The organism is uncultured Rhodoblastus sp. (genome assembly GCF_903903185.1).
Taxonomy (GTDB): Bacteria; Pseudomonadota; Alphaproteobacteria; order Rhizobiales; family Beijerinckiaceae; genus Rhodoblastus.
Genome location: NZ_CAIUXT010000098.1, coordinates 56,834 through 80,953, shown reverse-complemented (window position 1 = coordinate 80,953; position 24,120 = coordinate 56,834). Strand labels below are relative to the sequence as shown.

General features: G+C 66.0%; 22 protein-coding genes and 1 riboswitch. Of the genes, 18 read left to right on the top strand and 4 right to left on the bottom strand.

Annotated features, from left to right (window positions below; translation table 11 throughout):
* The first annotated feature begins 109 nt into the window (after positions 1-109).
* The 4 genes from QZY01_RS09375 to QZY01_RS09360 all read left to right on the top strand — a co-directional run bounded on the left by QZY01_RS09375 (position 110) and on the right by QZY01_RS09360 (position 2,928).
* On the top strand, positions 110-739 hold the full coding sequence (locus tag QZY01_RS09375; RefSeq protein ID WP_294536285.1) for a TIGR02301 family protein: 630 nt from the start codon (positions 110-112) through the stop codon (positions 737-739).
* Between the two features lie 151 nt (positions 740-890).
* Positions 891-1,148, top strand: a complete 258-nt coding sequence (locus QZY01_RS09370) for a hypothetical protein (RefSeq protein ID WP_294536283.1) — start codon at positions 891-893, stop codon at positions 1,146-1,148.
* Between the two features lie 320 nt (positions 1,149-1,468).
* Positions 1,469-2,311, top strand: a complete 843-nt coding sequence (fabI, locus tag QZY01_RS09365; protein WP_294536281.1) for an enoyl-ACP reductase FabI — start codon at positions 1,469-1,471, stop codon at positions 2,309-2,311.
* Positions 2,308-2,928 (top strand): histidine phosphatase family protein, encoded by a 621-nt coding sequence (locus tag QZY01_RS09360; protein WP_294536278.1) that lies wholly within the window; start codon positions 2,308-2,310, stop codon positions 2,926-2,928. Before fabI ends, QZY01_RS09360 begins: the two co-directional genes overlap by 4 nt.
* Positions 2,929-2,935: 7 nt before the next feature.
* Here the strand turns inward: QZY01_RS09360 and QZY01_RS09355 are convergent, their stop codons facing one another.
* Both QZY01_RS09355 and QZY01_RS09350 read right to left on the bottom strand, forming a co-directional pair.
* Positions 2,936-3,754 carry a prephenate dehydrogenase gene (locus QZY01_RS09355; protein ID WP_294536276.1) on the bottom strand — a complete coding sequence of 273 codons (819 nt, stop codon included), beginning with the start codon at positions 3,752-3,754 and terminating at the stop codon, positions 2,936-2,938.
* Positions 3,755-3,808: 54 nt separating this feature from the next.
* Complete coding sequence (locus QZY01_RS09350) at positions 3,809-3,937, bottom strand: hypothetical protein (RefSeq protein WP_294536274.1); 129 nt, start codon at positions 3,935-3,937, stop codon at positions 3,809-3,811.
* Positions 3,938-4,183: 246 nt separating this feature from the next.
* Between QZY01_RS09350 and QZY01_RS09345 the strand changes: the two genes are divergently transcribed.
* The 4 genes from QZY01_RS09345 (at position 4,184) to QZY01_RS09330 (ending at position 10,635) form a co-directional block, all read left to right on the top strand.
* Complete coding sequence (locus QZY01_RS09345; protein ID WP_294536271.1) at positions 4,184-8,230, top strand: Pls/PosA family non-ribosomal peptide synthetase; 4,047 nt, start codon at positions 4,184-4,186, stop codon at positions 8,228-8,230.
* 82 nt (positions 8,231-8,312) lie between these two features.
* On the top strand, positions 8,313-8,777 hold the full coding sequence (locus QZY01_RS09340) for a MarR family transcriptional regulator (protein WP_294536268.1): 465 nt from the start codon (positions 8,313-8,315) through the stop codon (positions 8,775-8,777).
* The gene (locus QZY01_RS09335) at positions 8,774-10,264 is read left to right on the top strand and encodes an amidase family protein (RefSeq protein ID WP_294536266.1); all 1,491 of its coding nucleotides are present in this window, start codon (positions 8,774-8,776) and stop codon (positions 10,262-10,264) included. Before QZY01_RS09340 ends, QZY01_RS09335 begins: the two co-directional genes overlap by 4 nt.
* A 164-nt stretch (positions 10,265-10,428) precedes the next feature.
* Positions 10,429-10,635 carry a hypothetical protein gene (locus tag QZY01_RS09330; protein WP_294536264.1) on the top strand — a complete coding sequence of 69 codons (207 nt, stop codon included), beginning with the start codon at positions 10,429-10,431 and terminating at the stop codon, positions 10,633-10,635.
* A 121-nt stretch (positions 10,636-10,756) separates the two neighbouring features.
* Here the strand turns inward: QZY01_RS09330 and QZY01_RS09325 are convergent, their stop codons facing one another.
* Positions 10,757-11,686: a histone deacetylase family protein gene (locus tag QZY01_RS09325; protein WP_294536263.1), complete on the bottom strand. Its 930-nt coding sequence runs from the start codon at positions 11,684-11,686 to the stop codon at positions 10,757-10,759.
* A gap of 417 nt (positions 11,687-12,103) precedes the next feature.
* Between QZY01_RS09325 and QZY01_RS09320 the strand changes: the two genes are divergently transcribed.
* From QZY01_RS09320 to cobJ, 7 genes are all read left to right on the top strand, one after another.
* Positions 12,104-12,727: a L,D-transpeptidase gene (locus QZY01_RS09320; protein WP_294536261.1), complete on the top strand. Its 624-nt coding sequence runs from the start codon at positions 12,104-12,106 to the stop codon at positions 12,725-12,727.
* Between the two features lie 128 nt (positions 12,728-12,855).
* A riboswitch (cobalamin riboswitch) is annotated at positions 12,856-13,063 on the top strand.
* A 93-nt stretch (positions 13,064-13,156) separates the two neighbouring features.
* Entirely contained in the window at positions 13,157-14,221 is a 1,065-nt protein-coding gene (cobW, locus tag QZY01_RS09315) for a cobalamin biosynthesis protein CobW (RefSeq protein ID WP_294536259.1), read from the top strand.
* Between the two features lie 4 nt (positions 14,222-14,225).
* On the top strand, positions 14,226-17,546 hold the full coding sequence (gene cobN, locus QZY01_RS09310) for a cobaltochelatase subunit CobN (RefSeq protein WP_294536257.1): 3,321 nt from the start codon (positions 14,226-14,228) through the stop codon (positions 17,544-17,546).
* Between the two features lie 10 nt (positions 17,547-17,556).
* The gene (cobG, locus tag QZY01_RS09305; protein ID WP_294536255.1) at positions 17,557-18,846 is read left to right on the top strand and encodes a precorrin-3B synthase; all 1,290 of its coding nucleotides are present in this window, start codon (positions 17,557-17,559) and stop codon (positions 18,844-18,846) included.
* On the top strand, positions 18,843-19,475 hold the full coding sequence (locus tag QZY01_RS09300) for a precorrin-8X methylmutase (RefSeq protein WP_294536253.1): 633 nt from the start codon (positions 18,843-18,845) through the stop codon (positions 19,473-19,475). Before cobG ends, QZY01_RS09300 begins: the two co-directional genes overlap by 4 nt.
* Entirely contained in the window at positions 19,472-20,200 is a 729-nt protein-coding gene (locus QZY01_RS09295; protein ID WP_294536251.1) for a precorrin-2 C(20)-methyltransferase, read from the top strand. Before QZY01_RS09300 ends, QZY01_RS09295 begins: the two co-directional genes overlap by 4 nt.
* Positions 20,197-20,958, top strand: coding sequence for a precorrin-3B C(17)-methyltransferase (gene cobJ / locus QZY01_RS09290; protein WP_294536249.1), 762 nt, complete (start codon positions 20,197-20,199; stop codon positions 20,956-20,958). The genes QZY01_RS09295 and cobJ overlap by 4 nt, the downstream gene beginning before the upstream one ends.
* On the opposite strand, the gene QZY01_RS09285 is transcribed toward cobJ, so the two are convergent.
* The gene (locus tag QZY01_RS09285; protein ID WP_294536247.1) at positions 20,940-21,686 is read right to left on the bottom strand and encodes a cobalt-precorrin-6A reductase; all 747 of its coding nucleotides are present in this window, start codon (positions 21,684-21,686) and stop codon (positions 20,940-20,942) included. The two genes, cobJ and QZY01_RS09285, sit on opposite strands and share 19 nt — an antisense overlap.
* A gap of 26 nt (positions 21,687-21,712) precedes the next feature.
* On the opposite strand from QZY01_RS09285, the gene cbiE reads away from it, so the two are divergent.
* The 3 genes from cbiE to cobM are packed head-to-tail and all read left to right on the top strand — an operon-like array spanning position 21,713 to position 24,107.
* The gene (gene cbiE, locus QZY01_RS09280; protein WP_294536245.1) at positions 21,713-22,924 is read left to right on the top strand and encodes a precorrin-6y C5,15-methyltransferase (decarboxylating) subunit CbiE; all 1,212 of its coding nucleotides are present in this window, start codon (positions 21,713-21,715) and stop codon (positions 22,922-22,924) included.
* Positions 22,918-23,319: a cobalamin biosynthesis protein gene (locus QZY01_RS09275; RefSeq protein ID WP_294536242.1), complete on the top strand. Its 402-nt coding sequence runs from the start codon at positions 22,918-22,920 to the stop codon at positions 23,317-23,319. The genes cbiE and QZY01_RS09275 overlap by 7 nt, the downstream gene beginning before the upstream one ends.
* A complete protein-coding gene (cobM, locus tag QZY01_RS09270; protein ID WP_294536240.1) occupies positions 23,316-24,107 on the top strand; it encodes a precorrin-4 C(11)-methyltransferase in 792 nt (263 codons plus the stop codon). Before QZY01_RS09275 ends, cobM begins: the two co-directional genes overlap by 4 nt.
* Positions 24,108-24,120: the final 13 nt, after the last annotated feature.

Sequence of the window (24,120 nt, the reverse complement as noted above, 5' to 3'; positions counted from 1 at the left end):
TTAAAGAAGCATTTCTAGAATGTGCATGGTTTCAATGTCATCATCACCTTCTCAACTAGCGATGTATCAATATCGAAATTTTGGGTGTTTGGAACCCAAGGGAATCCTTTTGGGGCTGGTTCTGGTCGGCGGCGACCCGGCGCGGGCGCAATTCTTCTTTCCGTTTTTCGACAATCGTCCGTCGCATCCGCCCAGCGCCGCGCCGCGCCGCTCCGTCCATCGCAGCGAGCGGGAGGCGGTCGAACCCCGGCAGAAGGCCCATCGCGCCAAGGAGCGGGCCAGGCAGGAGAAGGCGCGCAAGTCGTCCAAATCGGCCAAAACGCAAAGCGGAGCAGGCAAGTCCGAAGCGCCCGCGCCCGTCGTCGAAGCGCCGCCGCCGCCTTACGAGCCGCAATTGCTGCGGTTGTCGGAGATCATGGGCGCGCTCGCCTATCTCCAGACCCTCTGCGCCGACCCGGCCGCCAGTCCTGCCGCCGCGACCTCTTCCGGCGCGTCGTCCGCGGATGCGGCTTTGTCGAAGGAAGCGGTTTGGCGCGACCGGATGCAGGAGCTGATGAGCGCCGAAGGGGCCGGACCGGCGCGCCGCGAAAAACTGGCCGGCGCCTTCAATCGCGGTCTGCGCGGTTATCAATTCAGCTATCGGGTCTGCACGCCGAGCGCCCAGCTGGCGCGTCGCCGGTTCCTCGACGAAGGCAGCCAGATCGCGCATGATATTTCCACGCAATATCGCGCCAACTGATGCGCCGACGGCGCTCAGGAATTCTTAAAAAGCGTATTAAATCAATATGTTGATCCGGTTTTTGCGGTCTGGCGGATGGCGTCTTGACCATTAACCCTTTCTTAAGTCGTCGCTCGCCTGAAAAACCTTTGCCCGCTAAGGTCGCCCCATCATGACCCCCGCCAATTCCCCGCATGTCGATCCCACCGGCGCCGAAGACGAACGTCGGGCGGCGCTTGCCTTTGTCACGGAGGCTTTTGCGGAGGCGATCCTCGCGGGGATCGAAAGCGAAAGCTTCGCCCACGCCGCGCTTTTCGCGGCCCTGCAGGAGCTGGTCGAAACCTATGGCGAGGAAGCGGTCGCCTGTTTTGCCGGGCGCCTGCCGGAACGCATCGCCGCCGGGGAATTCACGGTGGCGATGAAACATTGAGGTTTGAGCGATTCGGCAGTGTCCGTCCGCCGGGCGGTGAGAGTCCTTCCCGCCGGGCCATCGGCCGATTCGTCCGCCACCCTGGATCGGGGCGGCGAAAGCCGCAATTGGAAAATACGGCGGTCACTTAATATTAACACTGCATAAACATTTGGCCTCGGTCCCAAGGGCGAAGCGGCGGCATTTTCCTTTTGCGCCGCCTGTCCCGGAGCAAAGCCGTCAGGCGCCGGACACGGCCGCGCGAAGCGCGCCGGCGCGCGCGGACTTGCCTCGCATGCCGCGCGAGGCTAAATGGCCCATCAAGACGACATGGGATCATAATGACGATGACAGCAGTGGACGCCGCCCTGAACGGTCACCCGGGAGTCCTGCGCGGCAAGCGCGGGCTGGTCATGGGGCTGGCGAACAACCGCTCCATCGCCTGGGGAATCGCCAAGGCCGCCCGGCTGGCGGGGGCCGAGATCGCCCTGACCTACCAGGGCGAGCCGCTGGAGCGGCGGGTGCGGCCGCTCGCGGCGGAACTCGACGCCCATGTGGTCGGGGAATGCGATGTGACCGACGCCGCCTCGATCGACGCGGTTTTCGCCGAGGTCGCGAAACTTTGGGGCGAACTGGATTTCGTCGTCCATTGCATCGCTTTTTCCGACAAGGACGAATTGACCGGCCGCTATGTCGATACTTCCGAGGAAAATTTCAAAACCTCGCTGGCGATCTCCTGCTATTCCTTCACCGCCATCGCCCAGCGCGCCGAAAAGCTGATGAAGAATGGCGGCTCCCTGCTGACGCTGACCTATTACGGCGCGGAAAAATGGATGCCGCATTACAATGTAATGGGCGTGGCCAAAGCGGCGCTGGAGGCCAGCGTGCGCTATCTCGCCGCCGACCTCGGCGAGAAGAACATTCGCGTCAACGCCATTTCCGCCGGGCCGATCAAGACGCTGGCGGCTTCGGGCATCGGCGATTTCCGCTATATTCTCAAATGGAACGAATATAACGCGCCGCTGCGCCGCACCGTCACCATCGACGAGGTCGGCGAAAGCGCGGTGTTTCTGCTCTCGCCGATGTCGCGCGGCGTGACCGGCGAAATCCTTCACGTCGACGCCGGCTATCATGTCGTCGGCATGAAAAACCCCAATGCCCCCGATATCGCCAAAAGGGAATGATCGCAGGCGGTACGTCCCAGGGTTCAAGGCCGCGCCTGTATTTCCTGCGCCATGGCGAAACCGACTGGAACGCCGTGGGGCGGTTTCAGGGCCGGCAGGACCCGCCGCTCAACCGTCTGGGACGCGAACAGGCGGCGCGGGCCGGCCGCAAGCTCAGGAAGCTTCTGCTTTCGCGGGGTGAAAATCCTGAAGCGCTGCCCTTCCAATGTTCGCCGCTGCTGCGCGCGCGTCAAACCCAGCGGCTGGCGCGCGTTGAACTCGGCCTGCCGCCCGAGGGCGGCGCGCTGGACGACCGGCTTGTCGAAGTCACTTTCGGGCGCTGGGAAGGTCTGACCTGGCCGGAGGTCTGCGTCCGCGACCCTGAATTGGCCCGGGCGCGCGAAGCCGACAAATGGAATTTCACGCCGCCCGGCGGCGAGAGTTACGCCCAATTGGCGCGGCGGATCGAACCCTGGCTGGAGGCGCAACAGGCGCCGAGCGTGGTGGTCTCGCATGGCGGCGTCGCCCGCGCCCTGATGACGTTGATCGGCGGCCTGCCGGCGGAGCGCTCGCCGGTCGCCGACATCTGGCAGGGGCGGGTGCTGGTGTTTTCAGCGGGCCGTTTCGACTGGATCTGAGGCTTTTTTACGCGTTTTCTTCATGCGAACCGGGTTCCGCTTCGCTTGCAAACGTTTTGAATTCGTCTTCTTTTTCCAGCGATTCCGCCAGTTCCGCCGCCAGGGCGAAAAAGCGCCGCCGCACGTCCGGCGCATAGGGGTTCATCCGCTCGATGGCGTAGAAGACCTCCGGCGCGTCGTAGCGCACCATGTCGATGGCGCGATAAATCAGGTCGAAACTGGCGGTGGTCATCTTGCGGGGCAGGGGCTCCATTTCCACCAGAACCTTGGCGATCAGATGGGTCAGGCCCTGCACCATCGCCGCCTCGCGGTCATGCGCCTCGGGCGTGGCGATGATGGCGTCGAGCCCGAAAGTCTTGTGTAAAAAGGCGGCGATGGACCGCGCGTGGCGCCCCCGGATCGGACAAAGCACGATTTTCAGGCCCTTGACGCCGCCGCGCGCGCTCTGCGGCCCGAACATCGGATGCGTGCCGACAATATCGACATGGGCGGGCAGGCCAGCGCGCATGATTTGCGCCGGAATCACCTTGACCGAACCGACATCGAGCACCAGCGCGCCGGGACGAAGATAAGGGTTGATCGTCGCAATCACCGCGCCGAGCGCCGGCACCGGGGTGGCGAGGATGACGACGTCGCAGGCGGCGACCTCGGCCAGCGGACGCAAGGTCACGCCCTTGACATCGCCGTCGGCGGCGGGGTCATGGCCGAGAATCGGAAAATGCGCGCCGAGATGGGCGGCGATCAGCCGGCCGAACGCGCCGAGGCCGATCAGTCCGATGGATTTTTCCGGCCGCGCTACCGGCCTTTGCTTCAGGCGCTGGTTCAAAATGCGTCCTCAACCGTCAAGCCGCCGCAGATGGCGGAAAAGTCAGGCTCGACGCTATTTCGGCTGGCCGTAATTGCAGACGCCGGGGAATTTGCTGAATTTGAGCGGGCCGCCGCAGGGGTCGCAGCCGCCGACGAGCGCGCAAAGCGCCGCCAGCGCGCCCAATCTCAACCATCTGGCCATCGTGCCTCCTGCAAGCCGCTAGTCGCCTGTTACGCCGCATCTTTCGTCTCGCGCGCCAAAAAACGCAACCATGAACCGCGCCACTGCCTGAACTTCCGCCGCGCCGCCGGCAAAGCGTGCCGCCAACGGGGCGCGATTGGGTCATGCAAACCGCCGGCTTTGCGGGTAGGAGTGCGGGCGATCCTGTGCTATGGCGAAATTCCGGCTCGCGCAAAGCCGGGACCAGGCAAGGCGACGGGAACGGCGATGACTGAAGTCGATTCGGCAATAGCGACGGACCTCCAGTCTGCTGCGGTCCGCGCCCCGGTCTCGCTTGCCGTCCTGCGCGGCGCGGTGCGGCCCGATCTGCTGCGCGACGAACTGCTGACCGAGATTTTCGCCGCCACCGTCGCCGCCGGGCCACAGGCGGTCGCGATGAGCACGATGGAGCGCAAGCTCACCTATGGCCAGATCGATCGCGAGGCCACGGCGCTGGCGCGCGGCCTGGTCCGGCGTGGGATCGGCCCCGGCGACGTCGTCGGCCTGTGGGGACCGCGCGGGCCGGAATTGCTGATCGGCCAGATCGCCATCGCCAAGACCGGCGCCGCCTGGCTGCCTTTCGACGCCGACGCGCCGGTCGAGCGGATCGCTCTCTGCCTGCGCGACGCGGAGGCCAGGGGCCTGCTGACGTCGGAGGCTTTCGCCGTCAAGGCGCGCGCCGCCGTCGCCACGCCGATCCTGACCGAGGCCGACCTGATCGACGCCAGCGACCAGAGCCCGGTCGATGCGCGGAAAAACGGCGCCACGCCGGACCATCCGGCCTATATGATCTATACGTCCGGCTCGACCGGCGCGCCCAAGGGCATTGTCGTCACCGGCCGCAACATCTGCCATTATCTGCGCTCGGCCAACGAGACCTATAAAATCGGCAAATCCGACATCGTGTTCCAGGGCGCCTCCATCGCCTTCGACCTGTCGATGGAGGAAATCTGGATACCCTATCTCGTCGGCGCGACGCTGTTTGTCGCCACGCCGGAGGTCATGGGCGAGGCCGAGGCGCTGCCGGACCTGATGGAGGAGATCGGCGTGACGGTGCTCGACACCGTGCCGACGCTGCTGGCGCTGATGCCGCGCGACATCGCGACCCTGCGGGTGATCATTCTCGGCGGCGAGGCCTGCCCGCCGGCGACCGCCGCGCGCTGGCACAGGCCGGGACGCACCATTTTCAACTCCTATGGCCCGACCGAAGCGACGGTGGTCGCCACCGTCGCGGTGGTCCTGCCGGACGCGCCGGTCAGCATCGGCGGCCCGATCGCCAATTATTCCTGCTATGTCGCCGACGAGGCCAATAATCTGCTCGAACGCGGCGTCGAGGGCGAATTGCTGATCGGCGGGCCGGGCGTGGCGCGCGGCTATCTCAAGCGCGAGGCGCTGACGGCGGAGAAGTTCATCGCCAATCCGTTCGACCGCACGGGCGCCGATCCGATCCTCTATCGCTCGGGCGACGCCGTGGCGATGCTGGCGGACGGCAACATCGCCTTTCGCGGACGCATCGACGATCAGGTCAAGATTCGCGGCTTTCGCGTCGAACTCGGCGAGATCGAATCGAAGCTCGCCGATTATCCCGGCGTCCATCAGGCGGCGGTGGTGCTGCGCCACGACGATGGTCTCGACCAGCTCGTCGCCTTCCTCGTCCCGGAGAAGGGCGAGACGCTCGATCCCAAGGCGATCCGCGCCGATCTGCGCGCCAGCTTGCCGGTCTACATGGTCCCGGCGCGCTATGAAACGCGCGATGCGCTGCCGCGTCTGTCATCGGGCAAGGTCAATCGCAACGCCCTCAAACAGGCGACGCTCACCGCCGCGGTTTCCGCCGAGGATCAGGAGGAGCCGCAAACCCCGACCGAAGCGCTGCTGCTCGACGCGGCGCAAAAGGTGCTGCCGCCGCAACCCATCCCCTTCGACGCCGATTTCTTCACCGATCTCGGCGGCCATTCGCTGCTGGCGGCGCGTTTCGTCTCGCTGGTGCGCCAGACCCCGTCGCTCGCGGGCGTCACCTTGCAGGACATGTATTCCGGGCGCTCCTTGCGCGCCATCGCTGCTTTGCTCGACGAAAAGGCGAGCCTGAGCGGCGCGCCCAAGGATCTGACGTTCGAGCCGCCGCCCCTGCTGCGGCGCTTCCTGTGCGGCCTCGCCCAGGCCGTCGTCGTGCCCTTTCTGCTGGCTCTGTCCACGGCCCAATGGCTCGGCATTTTCGTTTCCTACATGCTGCTGACCGACGCCGACGCCAGCATCTGGCGGGAAATCACCTCGCTGCTCGGCGTCTATGTCATCGTCAACATCCTTACCCTGATCCTTGCGATAGCGACCAAATGGCTCGTGATCGGCCGGTTCAAGCCGGGGCGCTATCCGCTTTGGGGCGTCTATTATTTCCGCTGGTGGCTGGTGCAGCGGATGCTCAACCTGACCCACCTCAAATGGCTCCAGGGGTCGCCGCTGATGCGCGTCTATTTTCAGGCGCTCGGCGCGAAGGTCGGCGACGACTGCAATATTTCCGAGGTCGAGATCGGCGCGATCGATCTCGTCTCGATCGGCGCGGGCACGACCATCGGGTCGAAGGTCAAATTGTCCAACGTCACTTTCGAGGGCGCGGAAATGATCGTCGGGCCGATCGACATCGGACCCGATTGCTGCGTCGGTTCGTCCTGCGTCCTCGAGGATCATGTCGTGCTGGAGGAGGGCGCCGAATTGCGCGACCTCACCGCGATCGCGCCGCATAACCGGGTCGCCGCCTGGGAAATATGGGATGGCTCGCCGGGCCGCTGCGTCGGTTCGGTGGACAAGGAAAGCTTGCGTCCCTTCGCCGAGGTCGGCCAGGCCAGGCATGGTTTCCAGACCTTCCTTTATGCGCTGTTGCTGCTGGCGATCCCGCCGGTCGGCCTGCTGCCGCTGTTCCCGGCCTTCTGGGTGTTCGACCGTATCGACGAAGCGCTCGGCCTCGCCGCGACCAGCCGGATGCTCTACATGGCCGCCATTCCGATCATGGCCTGGCCGACCTCCTTCGTCATGGTGCTGGTGACGGTGGCCTTCATCGCCGTGGTGCGCTGGACGGTGCTGCCGGTCGTGCGCGAGGGCTATTATTCGGTATTTTCGTGGTTCTACATGCGCAAATGGGCGGTGGCGCTGGCGGTCGAAGTGACGCTGGAGACGCTCTCCTCGCTTTATGCGACCGTCTATATGCGCGCCTGGTATCGCCTGATGGGCGCGAAGATCGGCAAGGATTCGGAGATTTCGACCAATCTCGCCGGACGCTACGATCTGGTCGAGATCGGCGAAAAGTGTTTCATCGCCGATGAGGTTATCCTCGGCGACGAGGAAATCCGGCGCGGCTGGATGAAGCTCGAAAAACTGAAAACCGGCTCCCGCGTGTTCATCGGCAATGACGGCGTGTTGCCGCCAGGGGCGATCGTCCCCGATGGCGCGCTGATCGGGATCAAATCCAAGCCGCCGGCCAATGACGAGATGTCGCCCGGCGACACCTGGTTCGGCTCGCCGCCGATCAAGTTGCCGGTGCGGCAGAAATTCGACGGCGGCGGTTCGACCTGGACCTACGAAGCGCCGAAATGGAAGAAATTCGCGCGCGCGGCTTTCGAGGCCGTCCATATTTCGCTGCCGACCATGCTGTTCATCACTTTCGGCACCTGGTCGATCGAATGGTTCGGCCCGTCCATGCTGGAGGGCGCCTATGGCCGGGTGTTCTGGATGTTCGTCGCCTCCTCGACGATGATCGCGGCGGCGATGACCCTGATCGTCATCGGCGTCAAATGGGCGACGATGGGCCGCTACGAGCCGATGACCAAGCCGATGTGGTCGTGGTGGGCGATGCGCACCGAGGCGGTGGCAGTGCTCTACTGGGGCCTCGCGGGAAAGGTGATGCTCGAACATTTGCGCGGCACGCCCTTCCTGCCCTGGCTATTGCGCCTGTTCGGCGCGAAATTCGGCAAGGGATGCGTGATCGACATGACCGACATCACCGAATTCGATTGCGTCGAAGTCGGCGATTTCTGCTGTCTCAATGCGCAATGCGCCTTGCAGACCCATCTCTACGAGGACCGGGTGATGAAGGTCGGGCGGGTGAAACTCGGCGACGGCGTCGTCGTCGGCGCCGGTTCGACCGTGCTCTATGATTCGCATGTCGGCGATTTTGCGCGGCTGGGGCCGCTGACCATCGTGATGAAGGGCGAATCCATCCCCGCCCATAGCGAATGGACCGGCGCTCCGGCCCAGCCGACTCGGCACGCCCAGGCGCGGGGCTGAAAACCAGTGGGCCGCGACCGGCCTTGCGACGGTCCCCCCCGGCGGGTAGTTTGAGGCGCACCAGAACAAGCCGGGCGGGAAAATGGCCAACCAGAATGAAGCCTTGCGCGTGTGGTTCCGCCTGGTCCGACTGAATACCCGCAGCCGTCTGGCGATCGCCAACCGGCTGCGCGCCCTCGATCTTTCGGTGCCGCAATGCGACGTGCTGACAACGCTGTCCGAACAGGAGGGCGTGTCGCAGCAGGATCTGGCGGCTCGGCTCTATGTCACCAAGGGCAATATTTCCGGTCTCATCGACCGGCTTGTCGCCGCCGGTCTGGTTGAGCGCCGGCCGCTGGAGGGCGACCGGCGCTCGCACGCCATCCATCTGACGCCGGCGGGGCGGGAATTGGCGAAACGCGGCATCGAGGCGCAGACGGCCTTCGTCGCCGAGACCTTCGGCCGCGTCGCGCCCGAAAGGCTCGCCTTGTTCGAAGACCTGCTGGTCGAATTGCGCGACCTCATCCGCAAGCAGAACGATGCCGCGCAACAGGGCGTCAAAGCTTGAGCGAGCCAACGCGAAAGGCCGGGTTCAAGGCTTTCGACGAAGAATTTTTCGCCGCCTCCGCCATCGACTGGCGTCACGGGCTGGGTCAGCGCAAGTTTTCCGCCCGCGAGTTGCTGGACGCGGTGTGGGAGCGCATCCTGCAACGCAATCCGGCGATCAACGCGCTGGCGGCCTATGATTTCGAGGCGGCGATGCGCGCGGCGGCGGTTGCCGACGCTCGTTTCGATCGTGGCGAGGCGCGGGCGCTCGAAGGCCTGCCGATCACCGTCAAGGACAGTTTCGAGACGCAAGGCCTGACGACGAGCTGCGGCGCGATGGAGTTGGCGGATCATCGACCGCGAAGCGACGCTCTCGCAGTGGCGCGGCTGCGCGCGGCGGGCGCCATCGTGCTGGCCAAGAGCAATGTTCCCCGGCTGACCGGCGATTTCCAGACCTACAGCGAACTTTACGGGGTCTCGGCCAATCCCTTCGATCTGTCGCGCTCGCCGGGCGGCTCCTCCGGCGGCGCGGCGGCGTCGGCGGCTTCCGGCTTCTGCGCCTTCGAACTGGCCTCGGACCTAGGCGGCTCGATCCGCTGGCCGGCCCATGCCTGCGGACTGTTCGGCCTGAAGACCTCCTGGGGCCAGATTCCGCTGTTTGGCCATATCCCGCCGCTTCCGGCGATGCGCCTGAAAAACCCTCCCGATCTCGCGGTGGCCGGGCCGCTGGCGCGCTCCAGCGGCGATCTCGATCTCGTGCTGTCGGTCGCCGCCGGGCCGTTGAATGCGCAAGGTCCGGCCTTTCTGCGCAAGGCGCGAAAAACACGGCCCGAAGACCTGCGGCTGGCCCTTTGGCTGGAGCCCGGTTTCGCCCCGGTCGACGCGGCGGTGGCGTACGGCGTCCTCATGGCGGCGGAGGCCTTGCGCAAGGCCGGCGCCCGCGTTGACGTCGCGGCGCGGCCGGCGTTTTCATTCAGGGAGGCGTTTGAAATCTACGCCTTCCTCAATTTCGCCATTGGTTTCGCCGGAACGCCGGCCGAGGCGCGGGAGGAGATCGCCGCGTGCGGCAAATTTTTCGACGCCGACGATCCCTCCTATCCGGCGATGCAGGCGCGCGCGGCGCGGCTCGACGCCGCCGTTTTCAGCCGGATGATGGAGCGGCGGACCGCGATCGACAAGGCTTTTGCCGCCTTTTTCGCGGAGTATGACGCTATCCTCTGCCCGCCCGCGCCCTGCGCCGCGATCCGTCACGATTTCACGCCGGATTTTTTCGCCAGGCGGCTGGAGACCAGCGCCGGCGCCTTGCCCTATTACGACCTCTTGAAATGGGCGAGCCTCGCCTCGCTCGCCCGTTTGCCGGCGGCGGTCGCGCCCGTCGGCCGCGATGCGTCGGGCCTGCCCTGTGGCGTGCAGATTCTCTGCGCCTTCGACGAGGACCGCAGCGCCGTCGCCATCGCCGCCCTGCTGGAAAAAGAGCTTGGCGGCTTTTGCGCCCCGCCGTCGCCTTGACGCCGCGGCCGCCTGGTTTCGCGCGATGAGGCGTTTCCGGGACAACGCCCGTAGGCTCGGGTTAACCTCCGCTTTACCTAAATCGCGCAAAGTCGGGTCAAGGGACTTACCTTTCGTCATTGGGGTAAATTCCGGGTTGGTTCCGTGTCGAGCGAGTTTCCATCATGAGCGAACAACACGTCATTCTCACGCCGGCGAAACCGCGCCGCCAGGACGCGCGCGATCTTCAGTCGCGGCTTTATCGTGAAATTGGCCTCGCGGCCGTGGCCTACGAGTTTTTCGCGCCCGAACGGGCGCCCGCCGAAGCCGGCGAAATGCGCTTCGAGCGCCCCGTAGCCACGATCCGGCGCGTCGGCGGCCAAGCTGCCTGAAGCCCCCGCCTGAAGCCTCCGCCGGCGGGGCGGCGGAACATCCGCCAGCCTCAGGCGGGCGTTCGCGTTCGCTCTTCCGGGAAGTCGAGCCGTCCCGCGCCAAATGCGGGAGGATGGCGGGTCACATGCCCATCAAGGTGATGACATGGGCTGCGACCGAGCGCGCCAGCCCGTCGAGATCATAGCCGCCTTCGAGCAGGGAGACGACCCTGCCGCCGCATTTGCGGTCGGCGACATCCATCAGCTTCGCCGTCGCCCAGGCGAAATCCGCCTCGACCAGATTGAGATTGGCCAGCGGGTCGCGGCGATGGGCGTCGAAACCGGCGGAAATAAGGATGAGATCGGGATTGAAATCCTGAATGCGCGGCAGGATGACGACTTCCATCGCCTCGCGGAAATGCGCGCCATCGTCGCCGGCGCTCAGCGGGGCGTTGACGATATTATTGTACTCGCCGCGCTCGCTCGTCGAACCGGTGCCGGGATAGAGCGGCATCTCATGGGTCGAGCTATACATCACATTGGGGTCCGACCAGAAGATATCCTGCGTGCCATTGCCGTGGTGAACGTCGAAATCCATGATGGCGACGCGTTGCGCGCCGTGAGCGGCCATGGCGTGGCGCGCCGCGACGGCGGCGTTGTTGAAGAAGCAGAAGCCCATCGGCGTCGCGCGTTCGGCATGATGGCCGGGCGGCCGCATGGCGACGAAGGCATTGTCGACGTCGCCGCGCATGACCTCGTCCACCGCCTGACAGGCGCCTCCGATGGCATGGAAAGCCGCATGCAATGTGCCGGGGCTCATGGTGGTGTCGCCGTCGAGCCGGGCGTAACCATCGCGCGGCGAAGTCTCTTCCAGGGCCTGGAGATAGGACTCCGGGTGAACGCGAAGCGCCTGATCGCGGACACCCAGTCCCGACTGTTCCCGGATCAGCGTCATGAATTTTTCATGTTCGAGGATGCGTTCGATGACGCGAACGCGATCCGGTCTTTCGGGATGGCCCGGTCCATTGTCATGCGCCAATCCAGACGGATGTGTAATCAAAAGCGTATTCAATTCAGGCCCATAAACTGAAGTCGCCCTGCCTCGTCGCCGGGTGAGGGCGCGCGGACAACAGCGGGTTCGACCGGAAAGCAAGATTTGATCGCCGGCATGACGGTTTCGCGTTGAACATCGCGCCATTCCTTCCGGCTGTCCAACAGAGTTTAAGGTTTACGTCTAAAGTCTAGCGGCAAATCCACGCCTTTTCAAGGAAGTGGCGAGGAAAATCCAGCCGAAAGCCGAGGGCGACTGGGCATGCAGGAATTTGTTCCGATTTGAGCTTTTTCCGCGATACTGTTGCACGCGAGCCACAAGCGCTGTTAATTTCAGGCCGACACCGGAAAGTCGGGATCCTTCGGCGTGACGCAAGGATCGTTTATGGTAAGTAAGGAGTGAATTTTGGCGCGGGCGGCGCAAAACTGGGGCGAAAAAATGAATTATCGGGCTATCGCGAGCATCGCGCTGGTTTCTGCGGCGCTGTCGGGGTGCGGCGTCACCGGCGCCAGCACTCCGGATCCGTCCTTGAACGCCAAGGACAAGGAATTCATGTCGCTCGCGCCCCAGGCCAACGTCGGCGGGGAATACGGGCGGTATATCGTCGAAGATCCCACCGGCGCGGCTCCGGGCACGATCACCGTCGATACGTACAGGAATTTCCTGTATTTTTCGCTGCCGAACAAGAAGGCGGTGCGCTATGGCGTCGCCACGGGCCGGGACGCCGCCGGCTGGACCGGCGAGGCGACGGTCGGCAAAATGGCGGAATGGCCGCGCTGGATGCCGCCCGCCGACATGCTGGAGCGCTGGCCGCATCTGAAGCCGACCGCCGAGGCGGGGGGCCTGCCCGGCGGTCCGGACAATCCGCTCGGTTCGCGCGCGCTTTACCTTTTCCAGGGCGACAAGGACACGATGTATCGCATCCATGGCACCAATGAGCCCGAGAAAATCGGCCAGAAAGTGTCGTCGGGCTGCATCCGCATGCGCGACATCGACGTGATCGATCTCTATAATCGCGTCCATATCGGCACCAGGGTCGTTGTGGCCGACAAGGCCTTCTGATCGTCGCATTCGATCCAAGTCCAAAAAAGCGCCCCTGAATTTCCGGGGGCGTTTTTTTGACCGCCGCCTGTCCGGCGCGCCGCGCAAGGCGGGGTCCCGCCAAGATTGACTTGCGTCGCCGCCGCGCCTAACAAGAACGGCCTGACGGTCCCCTCGGCATGAGGGGTTTCAAGGGAATGCGGCAGGGCTGGACGAGCCAGTCCTGAACCGCGCTGCCCCCGCAACTGTGAACGGGAAGCCGGACGCCACAAGCCACTGATCCGCGTGGGATCGGGAAGGCGGCGCGAGGCGCTTGACCCGTGAGCCAGGAGACCTGCCGTCGGCCAATACCAACGCGATGGGCGGGGCGCTCCCGTCGCGGTTCGGCGGCGGTCCTTTCCCCGGCCGGATGGCGATTTTTCGCCGCGCGTCCCCGATGGAGCGCGCACAATGGCCGGCAGAATTCCAGGACTCGCCCAAACGACCGGACTCGCCAAAATTCCCGTCACCATCGTCACGGGCTTCCTCGGCGCGGGCAAGACCACTTTGATCCGCCACGTTCTGGCGAACGCCGGCGGCCGCCGCCTCGCGCTGGTGATCAACGAATTCGGCGATGTCGGCGTCGATGGCGAAATCCTCAAGAATTGCGGCGTCGATTCCTGTCCCGAGGACAATATCGTCGAACTGGCCAATGGTTGCCTGTGCTGCACCGTCGCCGACGATTTCCTGCCCGCCATCGAGGGATTGCTGGCGCGCGAACCGCGCCCCGACCACATCCTGATCGAGACCTCCGGCCTCGCTTTGCCCAAGCCGCTGGTCAAAGCCTTCGACTGGCCTCAGATCCGCGCCCGGCTTACGGTGGACGGCGTGATCGCGGTGGTGGACGCCGCCGCCGTGGCGGAGGGACGTTTCGCCGACGACGAGGAAAAACTCGCCGCCCAGCGCGCGCGCGACCCCTCGCTCGATCACGACAATCCGCTCGAGGAGGTCTACGAGGATCAATTGCTCTGCGCCGACCTGATCCTGCTCAACAAGGTCGATCTCCTCTCCCCGGAGGCGCTGGAAAAAACCCGCGCCGAAATCGAGGCGCAAATTCCGCGCGCGATCAAGGTTCTGGCGACGCGCGAAGGCCGGCTCGACGTCAACGTGCTGCTCGGTCTCGCCGCCGCCGCCGAGGACGATCTTCTCGCCCGGCCGTCGCATCATGATGCGGAAGAGGGGCACGACCACGACGATTTCGAGACCTTCATCGTGGCGCTGGATTCGGTCGCCGACGCCGGCGCTCTGTCGGAAAAACTCGCGCGCGTGGCGCGCGAACATGACGTGCTGCGGATCAAGGGTTTCGCCGAAGTCGCGGGCAAGCCGATGCGTCTGCTGGTTCAGGGCGTCGGCGCGCGGTTCTCGCACCAGTTCGACCGGCCCTGGCGCGCCGGCGAGCCGCGCGGCGGCAAGCTGGTGGTGATCGGACAAAAAGGCTTCAATCGCGCAGCGATCGCCGCGGCGCTCTCGGCTTAAAATCATGCATCTCGTCCGCAACGACCGGCGATCTTTCGACGAGGCGGCGCAGGCCGTCGATCTCGAACAATCGCCTGCGGACATTGTCGCCTTGTCCTTTGCCGGCAGCGATCTGTCGCTGCTCGCCGCCGCCCATGACGGCGTTCGCCACCCGACCCTCCGGCTGGCGGCGCTGGAACGGCTCAAACATCCCTATTCGGTCGATCTTTATATCGAAAAGGTCTGCGCGCGCGCCAAAATCGTGCTGGTGCGGCTGCTCGGCGGCATGGATTACTGGCGCTATGGCGTCGAGGAAATCGCCGCCGCCGCCCGCAAACAGGGTTTCGCCCTGGCGATCGTTCCCGGCGACTTCATGGAGGATGAGCGGCTCGACCGGGCCTCGACCCTGCCGGTCGCGGATTTGCGTCAGATCTGGGCCTATTTCCGCGAAAGCGGGCCGGAGAATATCGCCGCCTGTCTCGATTTTCTGAGCGCCAGAATTTCAGGCTCCGGCGCGGCGGCGGCGCCGGAGCCGGTCGCCGTTTTCGGGCGTTACGCGCCTGCCTGTTTTCCGGCGGCCGAGGGCGCGGCGACGGCTCTGGCGCTGTTCTACCGCAGCGCCTATCTTGCCGGCGATTGCGCCCCGGTCTCGGCGCTCGCGGCGGCTCTGGCGCAAAAAAATCTTCGCGTCGAGAGTTTCTACGTGTCGAGCCTCAAGGACCCTGCCGCCTGCGCGCTGCTGGCGGAGAGCATCGCGGCGGAAAAGCCCGACGTCATTCTCAACGCCACGGCTTTTTCGGCGCGGCTCGATGGCGGCGCCGGCGTGCTCGACGCCGCCGACGCCGCCGTTCTGCAGGTGATTTTTTCCGGCGCCGAAATCGCGCAATGGCGGGAGTCCGGGCGCGGCCTTTCGGCGGCGGACCTCGCGATGAATGTGGTTCTGCCGGAAGTCGACGGGCGCATCGTCACGCGCGCCATTTCGTTCAAGGCGGCGCAAGAAAGGGACGAGGCGCTCGAATTCGCGCCGGCCCGCCACGAACCGGAAGACTCGCGGGTGGGTTTTGTCGCGGCGCTGGCCGCCAACTGGGCCGGGTTGCGGCGCAAGAGCAATGGTGAAAAAGCGCTGGCGCTGATTGTGTCGGATTATCCCGCCAGGGCCGGGCGCGCCGGCTACGCCATCGGCCTCGACACGCCGCAAAGCGCCGGCGCCATTCTTTCGCGCCTCGCCGCCGAGGGCTATGAGGTCGCGCCGCCGCCGGCGCCGGCCCAACTGATCGAACAATTGCAGGCCGACCCGTTGCGCGCGACGGTGACGACCGAGGCCTATCGCGCCTTTCTGAAAAAACTGCCTCGGGATTTCGTTGAAGATCTTCACGCGCAATGGGGCGAGCCGGAAGCGGATCGCGCGGTCGAAAACGGCGCCTTCCAGTTCCGCTATCTGCGGCTCGGCAGGATCGTCGTCGCGCTGCAACCCGATCGCGGCGCGGCGGAAAACCGCAGAAGCGATTATCACGATGGCGCGCTGGCGCCTCGCCACGGTTTTCTCGCCTTCTATATGTGGCTGCGCGAGGGCGAAAAAATCGACGCGCTGATTCACTGCGGCGCCCATGGCGCGCTGGAATGGCTGCCGGGCAAGAGCGTGGCGCTGGCGGCGGGTTGCGCGCCGGAAATCGCGCTCGGCCCGGTGCCGCTGGTCTATCCGTTCATCGTCAATAATCCCGGCGAGGCGGCGCAGGCCAAGCGCCGTTCCGCCGCCGTCATCGTCAGCCATCTCACGCCGCCGCTGGTCGCGGCGGGCGCGCATGGCGCGACGGCGGAAATCGAAGCGCTGTTCGACGAATATGCCCAGGCCCAGGGCCTCGATTCGCGCCGCGCGAAAATGCTCGCCGACCTGATTTTGCAGCGCGCCGAGGCCACAGGCCTGCTGCGGGAATGCGGCGCGCGCGAAGGTGAGGAGGCCTTGATCCAGCTCGACGCCTGGCTCTGCGATCTCAAGGAAATGCGCATCAATGACGGGCTGCATGTGTTCGGCCAGTCGCCGCGCGGCGCGTTGCGCGACGAATGGCTGGCGGCGCTCGGCGATGGGCAGGCTTCGAGCCTCGCCGCCTGCGGCGAGGCGGAAATGACGGCGCTTCTCCATGCGTTAAGCGGCAGGTTCGTCGAGCCCAGCCCCTCCGGCGCGCCGGGGCGCGCGCGCCTCGATGTGCTGCCGACGGGACGCAATCTTTTTTCCGTCGATCCGCGCGCCATTCCCACCCGTACGGCCTGGGACATCGGCCAGCGTCTCGCCGGGGACGTGATTGCGCGCTATGTGCAGGATCATGGCGACTGGCCGCGCCGCATCGTGCTCGATCTTTGGGGCAGCGCCTCGATGCGCACCGGCGGCGACGATCTGGCGCAGGCCTTCGCCCTGCTCGGCGCGCGTCCGGTCTGGGACGCCGCCTCGACGCGGATGAGCGGCTTTGAAATCCTGCCGCTGGCGGTGCTCGGGCGGCCGCGCGTCGACGTGACCCTTCGCATTTCCGGCCTGTTTCGCGATGTCTTTCCGCTTCAGATCGCGGCTTTCGACGCCGCCGTCCGCGCCGTAGCGGGTCTGGACGAAGCCCCCGACGACAATCCGCTGGTCGGGCAGGCCGAACCGCGCCGCATTTTCGGCGCGGGGCAGGGCACCTATGGCGTCGATCTGTCGGCGCGCCTCGCCGGCGCCAACTGGCGCGACCGCGACGAACTGGCGCAGAAATATCTCGCCGCCAGCGCGCAGGCTTTCGGGGCGGAAGGCGCGGCTCTGGCGCCGGCGCCCGGACCGCAGAATTTCGTCGAGCGGGTGCGCGCCGCCGACGCCTTCGTCCATGTCCAGGATCTCGCCGGGCAGGACATTCTCAACGCCGACGCCTTCGCTACCCATGAAGGCGGTTTCGCGGCGGCCGCCGCGATGCTGGGCGCCAGGCCAAGCCTTTTTCATGTCGATGCTACAGGCGACGGCGCGGCGAAAGTGCGCACCTTCAACGAGGAAATTTCGCGCGTCGTGCGGGCGCGGGCGACCAATCCGCGCTGGCTGCGCGGCATGATGCGCCATGGTCATGGCGGCGCGGCGGAAATCGCCGAGACGGTGGATAATCTGTTCGCCTTCGCCGCCCTGAGCGACGCGGTCGAGGGCAAGCATTTCGATCTGCTGTTCGACGCCGTTTGCGGCGACGACGAGGTGCGCGCCTTTCTCGAAGCGGAAAATCCGCGCGCCGCGCGGTCGATCGCCGAAAAATTCACCGAGGCCGAGCGGCGCGGCTTCTGGGCTTCGCGGCGCAATTCCACCGCCGCCATATTGGCGGGCATGAGGGGCGCGGCATGAGGAGCGTGCTATGAGTGAAATCACTGCCAAGGGCTGGTGTCCGGGCGCGCTGGCGCCGATGCTGAGCGGCGACGGCTATATTTTCCGGCTGCGGCTGACCAATGGCGTTCTGTCTTTCGAACGCGCGAAAACCTTCAGCCGTCTGGCGCGTCGCTTCGGCAATGGCGCCTTCGATCTTTCCGCGCGCGCCAACTTGCAGATGCGCGGCGTCGGCGCGCAAAACATCGCGCCGCTGCAACGCGAATTATCGGCGCTCGGCCTGCTCGACCCGGATGCGCGCGCCGAAGCCGTGCGCAATATCGTGCCGAGCCCGCTCGCCGGTTTCGATCCGACCGCCGTCATCGACGCGCGGCCTCTGGTTGTGGCGCTGGAGGCGCTGCTGTTGCGCGAAAAGGCCTTGCACGACCTGCCCGCGAAATTCGGTTTTTCCGTCGATGGCGGCGGCGCGCTGCCGCTTGCGGGAGTCGTGACCGACGTCGATTTCAAAGCCGTTTCGGGCGGCGCGGCGCCGCGTCTGCGCATCGCGCTCGGCGGCGTCGAGGCCGGCTGGGCGGCGCCCGAAAATATCGGCGCGGCGGCGGAAATTCTGGCGCGCAATTTTCTCGACCTTCGCCAAAATGACCGGCGCATGAGCGCGCTGGTCGCGCGCCTCGGCGTCGAGCCTTTGCTCGAAGGCTCATCCGCCGTCATTGCAAGAAGCGCCGACGACGAATCCATCGACGCCGCAGCCGGCGCGAGAGAGGGCGAGGCTGCGCCCTTCCGGAAAATCCTCGGCGCGCAGAATTGCGGCAAGCAGAATTTCACCGGCGCCGGTTTGCTGTTTGGCCGGATCGACGCCGACGCGCTTGAAGCCCTCGCCGAAGCGGCCAGGGAAAGCGGCGCCGCCGAATTGCGGCTCACGCCCTGGCGCGCCCTGCTCGCCGTCGGGCTTTCCTCGCAAAGCGCCAGGGCGCTGGCCGCGCGTCTCGAAAAAAACGGCTTCATTCTCGACGCCGGCGACCCGCGTCTGGTCTTTTCCGCCTGTCCGGGCGCGCCGGCCTGTCCCTCCGCGCTCGGCGACGTGCGCGCGCTCGCCCTCGCTCTGGCGCCCCATTGGCGCTCTGGCTCTGGCCGCGTTCATGTCTCGGGCTGCGCCAAGGGCTGCGCCCTGAATGCGCGCGCCGTGACCCTGGTGGCGGGCGAAGGCGGGTTTTCGCTTGTCCCAAATGGTTTTGCGCGCGATGAACCCGTGGCGCGGGGTCTCGATCTCGCCGCGTGCCAACAAGAACTGCACCGGATTTCTGCTGGAGCGCGCGTGTGAGCGGCAGCTACGACTATATTCGCGACGGCGCGGAAATTTACCGAAACTCCTTCGCCATCATCCGCAGCGAAGCCGATCTGGCGCGTTTCGACGCGCTGGAGGAGCGCGTCGCGGTGCGGATCATCCATGCCAGCGGCATGGTCGAAATCGCGCCGAAGCTTTATTTTTCACAAGGCGCCGCCAAGGCGGGAATCGAGGCGCTGGCCGCCGGGGCGGCAATTCTTTGCGACGCCAATATGGTCGCCCATGGCGTGACCCGCGCGCGACTGCCGAAAAACAACGACGTCATTTGTACTTTGACCGATCCGCGCGTCGCCGGTCTGGCGCGGGAGATGAACACCACGCGCACCGCCGCCGCGATGGAGTTCTGGCGCCCGCATCTGCAAGGCGCGGTGGTCGCTTTCGGCAATGCGCCGACGGCCTTGTTCCATCTCCTCGAAATGCTCGACGCCGGCGCGCCGCCGCCGGCCTTGATCCTCGCCATGCCGGTCGGGTTCGTTGGAGCGCGCGAATCCAAGGAGGCTGCGATCGCCGACGGGCGCGTGGGCGTAATCGCGATGCGCGGGCGAAAAGGCGGCAGCGCCATGGCCGCCGCCGCGATCAATGCGCTGGCGAGCGACAGGGAATGAGCGCGGGGCGTCTTTACGGCGTGGGGCTCGGCCCGGGCGATCCGGAACTCCTGACGGTGAAGGCGGTGCGGGTGATCGAGACGACCCCGGTCATCGCTTTTTTCGCCAAGGCGGGGCGGCGCGGCAACGCCCGCGCCATCGTCGATCGCTGGATTCCGGCGAGCGCCGAGGAAATGCCGCTTTATTATCCGGTGACGACGGAAATTCCGGTTGCCGATCCCGCCTATAATCGCCTGCTGGCGCAATTTTACCAACAGGCCGCCGAAGCCATCGCCGCCGAACTGTCCAACGGGCGCGACGTGGCGATCCTGAGCGAGGGCGATCCCTTGTTCTATGGCTCGTTCATGCATCTCTACATCCGGCTCAAGCCGCGTTTCGCCGTCACCGTGGTGCCAGGTGTCGCCGGCATGGCCGGGTGCTGGTCGGCGGCGGGCGAGGCCATGACCTGGGGCGACGATATTCTCACCGTCCTGCCAGGCTCCTTGCCGCCGGAAATTCTGGCGGAAAGACTTCGCCACACCGACGCCGCCGTGATCATGAAAATCGGCCAGAATTTTGCGAAAATCCGCGAGGTCCTGCGCCATAGCGGCCATTATGAGCGGGCGCTCTATGTCGAGCGCGGCACGATGGCGGGCGAGAAAATCATGGCGCTCAAGGACAAGCCGGACGATGTCGCGCCCTATTTCGCCATTATTCTGATCGCCGGGCAGGGCAGGCGGCCATGACCGGCCAATTATTCATCATTGGCCTTGGACCGGGCCCGGACTGCTGGCTGGTTCCGGAAGCGCGCGACGCGCTGGCGCAGGCCGACGCGTTGATCGGCTACCAGCCCTATACCGATCGCGTGCCGGCGCGCGCTGGGCTGGAGCGTTTTTCCTCCGACAACCGCGTGGAGCTGGACCGCGCCCGGCATGCTCTGGAACTTGCGCAGACCGGCCGCACGGTCGCGGTGGTTTCGGGCGGCGACGCCGGCGTGTTCGGCATGGCGGCGGCGATTTTCGAAGCGGTGGAAAACGGCGATCCCGCATGGCGCGCGCTCGATATTCGCGTCGTGCCGGGGATCAGCGCCGCGATGGCGGCGGCGGCGCGGCTCGGCGCTCCGCTGGGCCATGATTTCTGCGTGATGTCGCTGTCCGACAATTTGAAACCCTGGGAGGTGGTGGCCAAGCGCCTCGCCGCCGCCGCGCAGGCGGATTTCGTCATCGCGCTGTATAATCCTGCCTCGAAAGCGCGGCCGCGCCAGATCTTCGACGCCTTCGATCTTCTGCGCGCGCACAGGGAGGGCGCGACCCCGGTCGCCTTCGCCCGCGCCATCGGGCGGCCGGACGAACGTATCCTCGTCACCGATCTGGCGCAGGCCGATCCCGGTCTCGTCGATATGGCGACGCTGGTGTTGATCGGCTCATCGGAAACACGGTTCATCGCAAGACCGAACAGCGATCCCTGGTTGCTGACGCCGCGAACCTATGGGGCGGGGCGATGAGCTTCGATCCAGCGCAGAACATCGTCGAGCTGGAAGACTTCGGCGGCATTGGCGCCCGGCGGGCGCGCGACCAGCACGACCTTGACGCCGAGCAGGCGCGCGGCGAGCAGTTTCGCCGATGTCGCTTCGCCGCCGCTGTTCTTGCTGACGAGAATTTCGATTCTTTCCTCGCGCATCAGAGCCAGCTCGTCTTGCAGGGCGAAGGGGCCGCGCGCCGGGACGAACCGTCGGTTGGGCAACAGGGCCAGTTCCGCCGGTTCGTCGATGGCGCGCACCAGATAAAAGTGCTGTGGCGCGGCGGCGAAGGCCGCGAGTTGCAGCCTCCCCTGGGTCAGGAACACCCGGCGCGGTTTTTCGCCGAGCGCGGCGACGGCCTCTTGCATATTGGCGACGTCAGTCCAGTCGTCGCCCTCGTCGGGCGTCCATGGCGGCCGGGAAAACACCAGCAGCGCAACGCCGGCCCGCGCGCTGGCCTCGCGCGCATGGGCCGACATTTGCGCGGCGAAAGGATGGGTGGCGTCGATCACGGCGTCGATCCTTTGCGCACCCAAAAACGAGAAAAGTCCGTCGACGCCGCCAAAGCCGCCGGTGCGGCTCGGAATGGGAGCGGGCAGGGGATTTTGCGTCCGCCCGGCCAGCGACAGCAGCGGGTCGATGTCGGGGCGCGCCGCCAGCGCCCGCGCCAACTGGCTCGCCTGCGTCGTGCCGCCGAGGATCAGAATACGCAAGCTTGTTCTCCCTGCGGATGGGCGCGATGAACGCGGCGTGGCTCACCCTCATCGGCATGGGCGAAGACGGGCGTGAAGGCCTGTCTCCTGCCGCAATCGAAGCGTTGGCGCAAGCGCGGCTGGTCGTCGGCGGCGCGCGGCATCTGCGCCTCGCGGCGCCGCTCGCGGGCGAGACGCTGGCCTGGCCTTCGCCGATGGAACAGGCCTATCCGCAAATTCTGGCGCGGCGCGGCGAAAAAGTCGTCGTGCTGGCGTCGGGCGATCCGTTCTTTTATGGCGTCGGCTCGGTGCTGGCGCAAAAAATTCCGGCGCAGGAAATGACCTGCCTGCCGGCGCCTTCGAGCTTCAGCCTGGTGGCGGCGCGGCTGGGCTGGGCGCAGCAGGATTGCGCGTTGATTTCGCTGCACGGACGTCCGCTGGAGCGAATCGTTCCGCTGTTGCAGGACGGCGCGAAGATCATAGCGCTTTCATGGGACGGGACGACGCCGCAGAAACTCTGCGACCTGCTGACGAAACGCGGTTTCGGCGCCTCGCGCCTCACCGTCTGCGAACATCTCGGCGGCGCGAATGAGCGCGTGCGGGCGACGCTGGCGCTGGATTTTTCGCTTGGCGAGGTCGAAGCTCTGAATACACTGGCGCTGGATCTGGCAGCTGCAAGCGACGCGCGGATCCTGCCGCGCGCGCCGGGCCTGCCCGACGCCTTTTTCGAACATGACGGCCAGATCACCAAGGCGGAAATCCGCGCCTTGACGCTGTCGGCGCTCGCGCCGCGGCGCGGCGAATTGCTGTGGGACATCGGCGCCGGCTCCGGCTCCGTGGCGATCGAATTCATGCTGGCCGACCCCGGCAATTCGGCCATCGCCATTGAACGCAATTCGGCCCGCGCGGAGCGCATCCGGCGCAATGCGCTGGCTTTGGGAACGCCGGCCTTGCGCGTGGTCGAGGGCCGGGCGCCCGAGGCGCTGCGCGGCCTGCCGCGCCCGCACAAGATTTTCATCGGCGGCGGCCCGACCGAGTCCGGCCTGATCGAGGCGGCGCTCGACGCGCTGGCGCGGGGCGGCAGGCTGGTGGTCAATGGCGTCACCCTTGAGACGCAAGGCCTGCTGGCAGCTCATCACCGGGCGCTTGGCGGCCAGTTGATTCAGGCGCAGATTGCGCGGGCGGAACGCGTCGGCGGCTTTTCCGCCTTCCGGCCGGCGCTGCCCATCGTGCAATGGATTTATGCAAAACCATGCTGAGCGAAATCGCCATCGGCGTCGGCTGCCGCAAGGGAGCAAGCGCGCAATCCATCGCGGCTTTGGCGCGCGAAATTCTGGCCGATGCGCCGGCCTTTTCGCGCGCGAAAATTTTTACCATCGGGCGTAAAAGCGACGAGCCGGGCCTGCATGAGGCCGCCGGGGCTTTGGGCCTCCCGCTGGTTTTCCTCGATGAGGCGGAATTTCTGGCGCGACAGGGCGAGTTCCTGTTGCGCGGCGCCTCGGCCTCGCCAAGGTCGCAGGCGCTGACCGGCCTCGCCAGCGTCGCCGAGGCGGCGGCGCTGATGGGCGGCGGGCATGAGGCGCGGCTGATCCTGCGCCGCCGCGCCGCCCATGGCGTCACCGCCGCGATCGCCGCGAACGGGGACACAGCATGAAAGTGCATTTCATCGGCGCCGGACCGGGCGCCGCCGATCTCATCACCTTGCGCGGACGCGACCTGCTTGCGCGCTGTCCGGTCTGTCTTTACGCCGGTTCGCTGGTGCCGAAGGAATTGCTGGCGCATTGCCCGCCCGGCGCCCGTCTCGTTGACACTGCGCCGATGACGCTCGACGAGATCGCCGTCGAATTTCTGCGCGCGCGCGACGCCAACGAGGATGTGGCGCGGCTGCATTCGGGCGACCTCTCGGTCTGGAGCGCGATGGGCGAGCAAGCGCGCCGGCTCGACGCCCTTGGAATTGATTATGACGTGACGCCAGGCGTGCCGGCCTTCGCCGCCGCCGCCGCCGCGCTGCGGCGCGAACTGACCCTGCCGGAAGTGGCGCAATCGCTGGTGCTGACCCGAACTTCGGGACGCGCCTCCTCGATGCCGGAAAAGGAAAAGCTCGCCGCCTTCGCCGCGACCGGCGCGACTTTGGCGATCCACCTGTCGATTCATGTGCTCGACAGAATCGTCGCCGAGTTGGAGCCCTTCTATGGCCCGGATTGCCCGATCGCGCTGGTTTTCCGGGCGTCGTGGCCGGACGAGCGCCTGCTTCAGGCGACGCTCTCGACCATCGGCGTATTGGCGCGAAAAGATCCGATGGAGCGCACCGCGCTGATTCTGGTCGGCCCGGCGCTGAGCGCGACGGATTTCCGTGAAAGCGCGCTTTACGATCCCGAGTACCGCCGCCGTTATCGCGGCGGTTTCGTCGGCGCCGATGGCGTGGTCAGGGACGAGGAATGATGGGGGCTCCCTG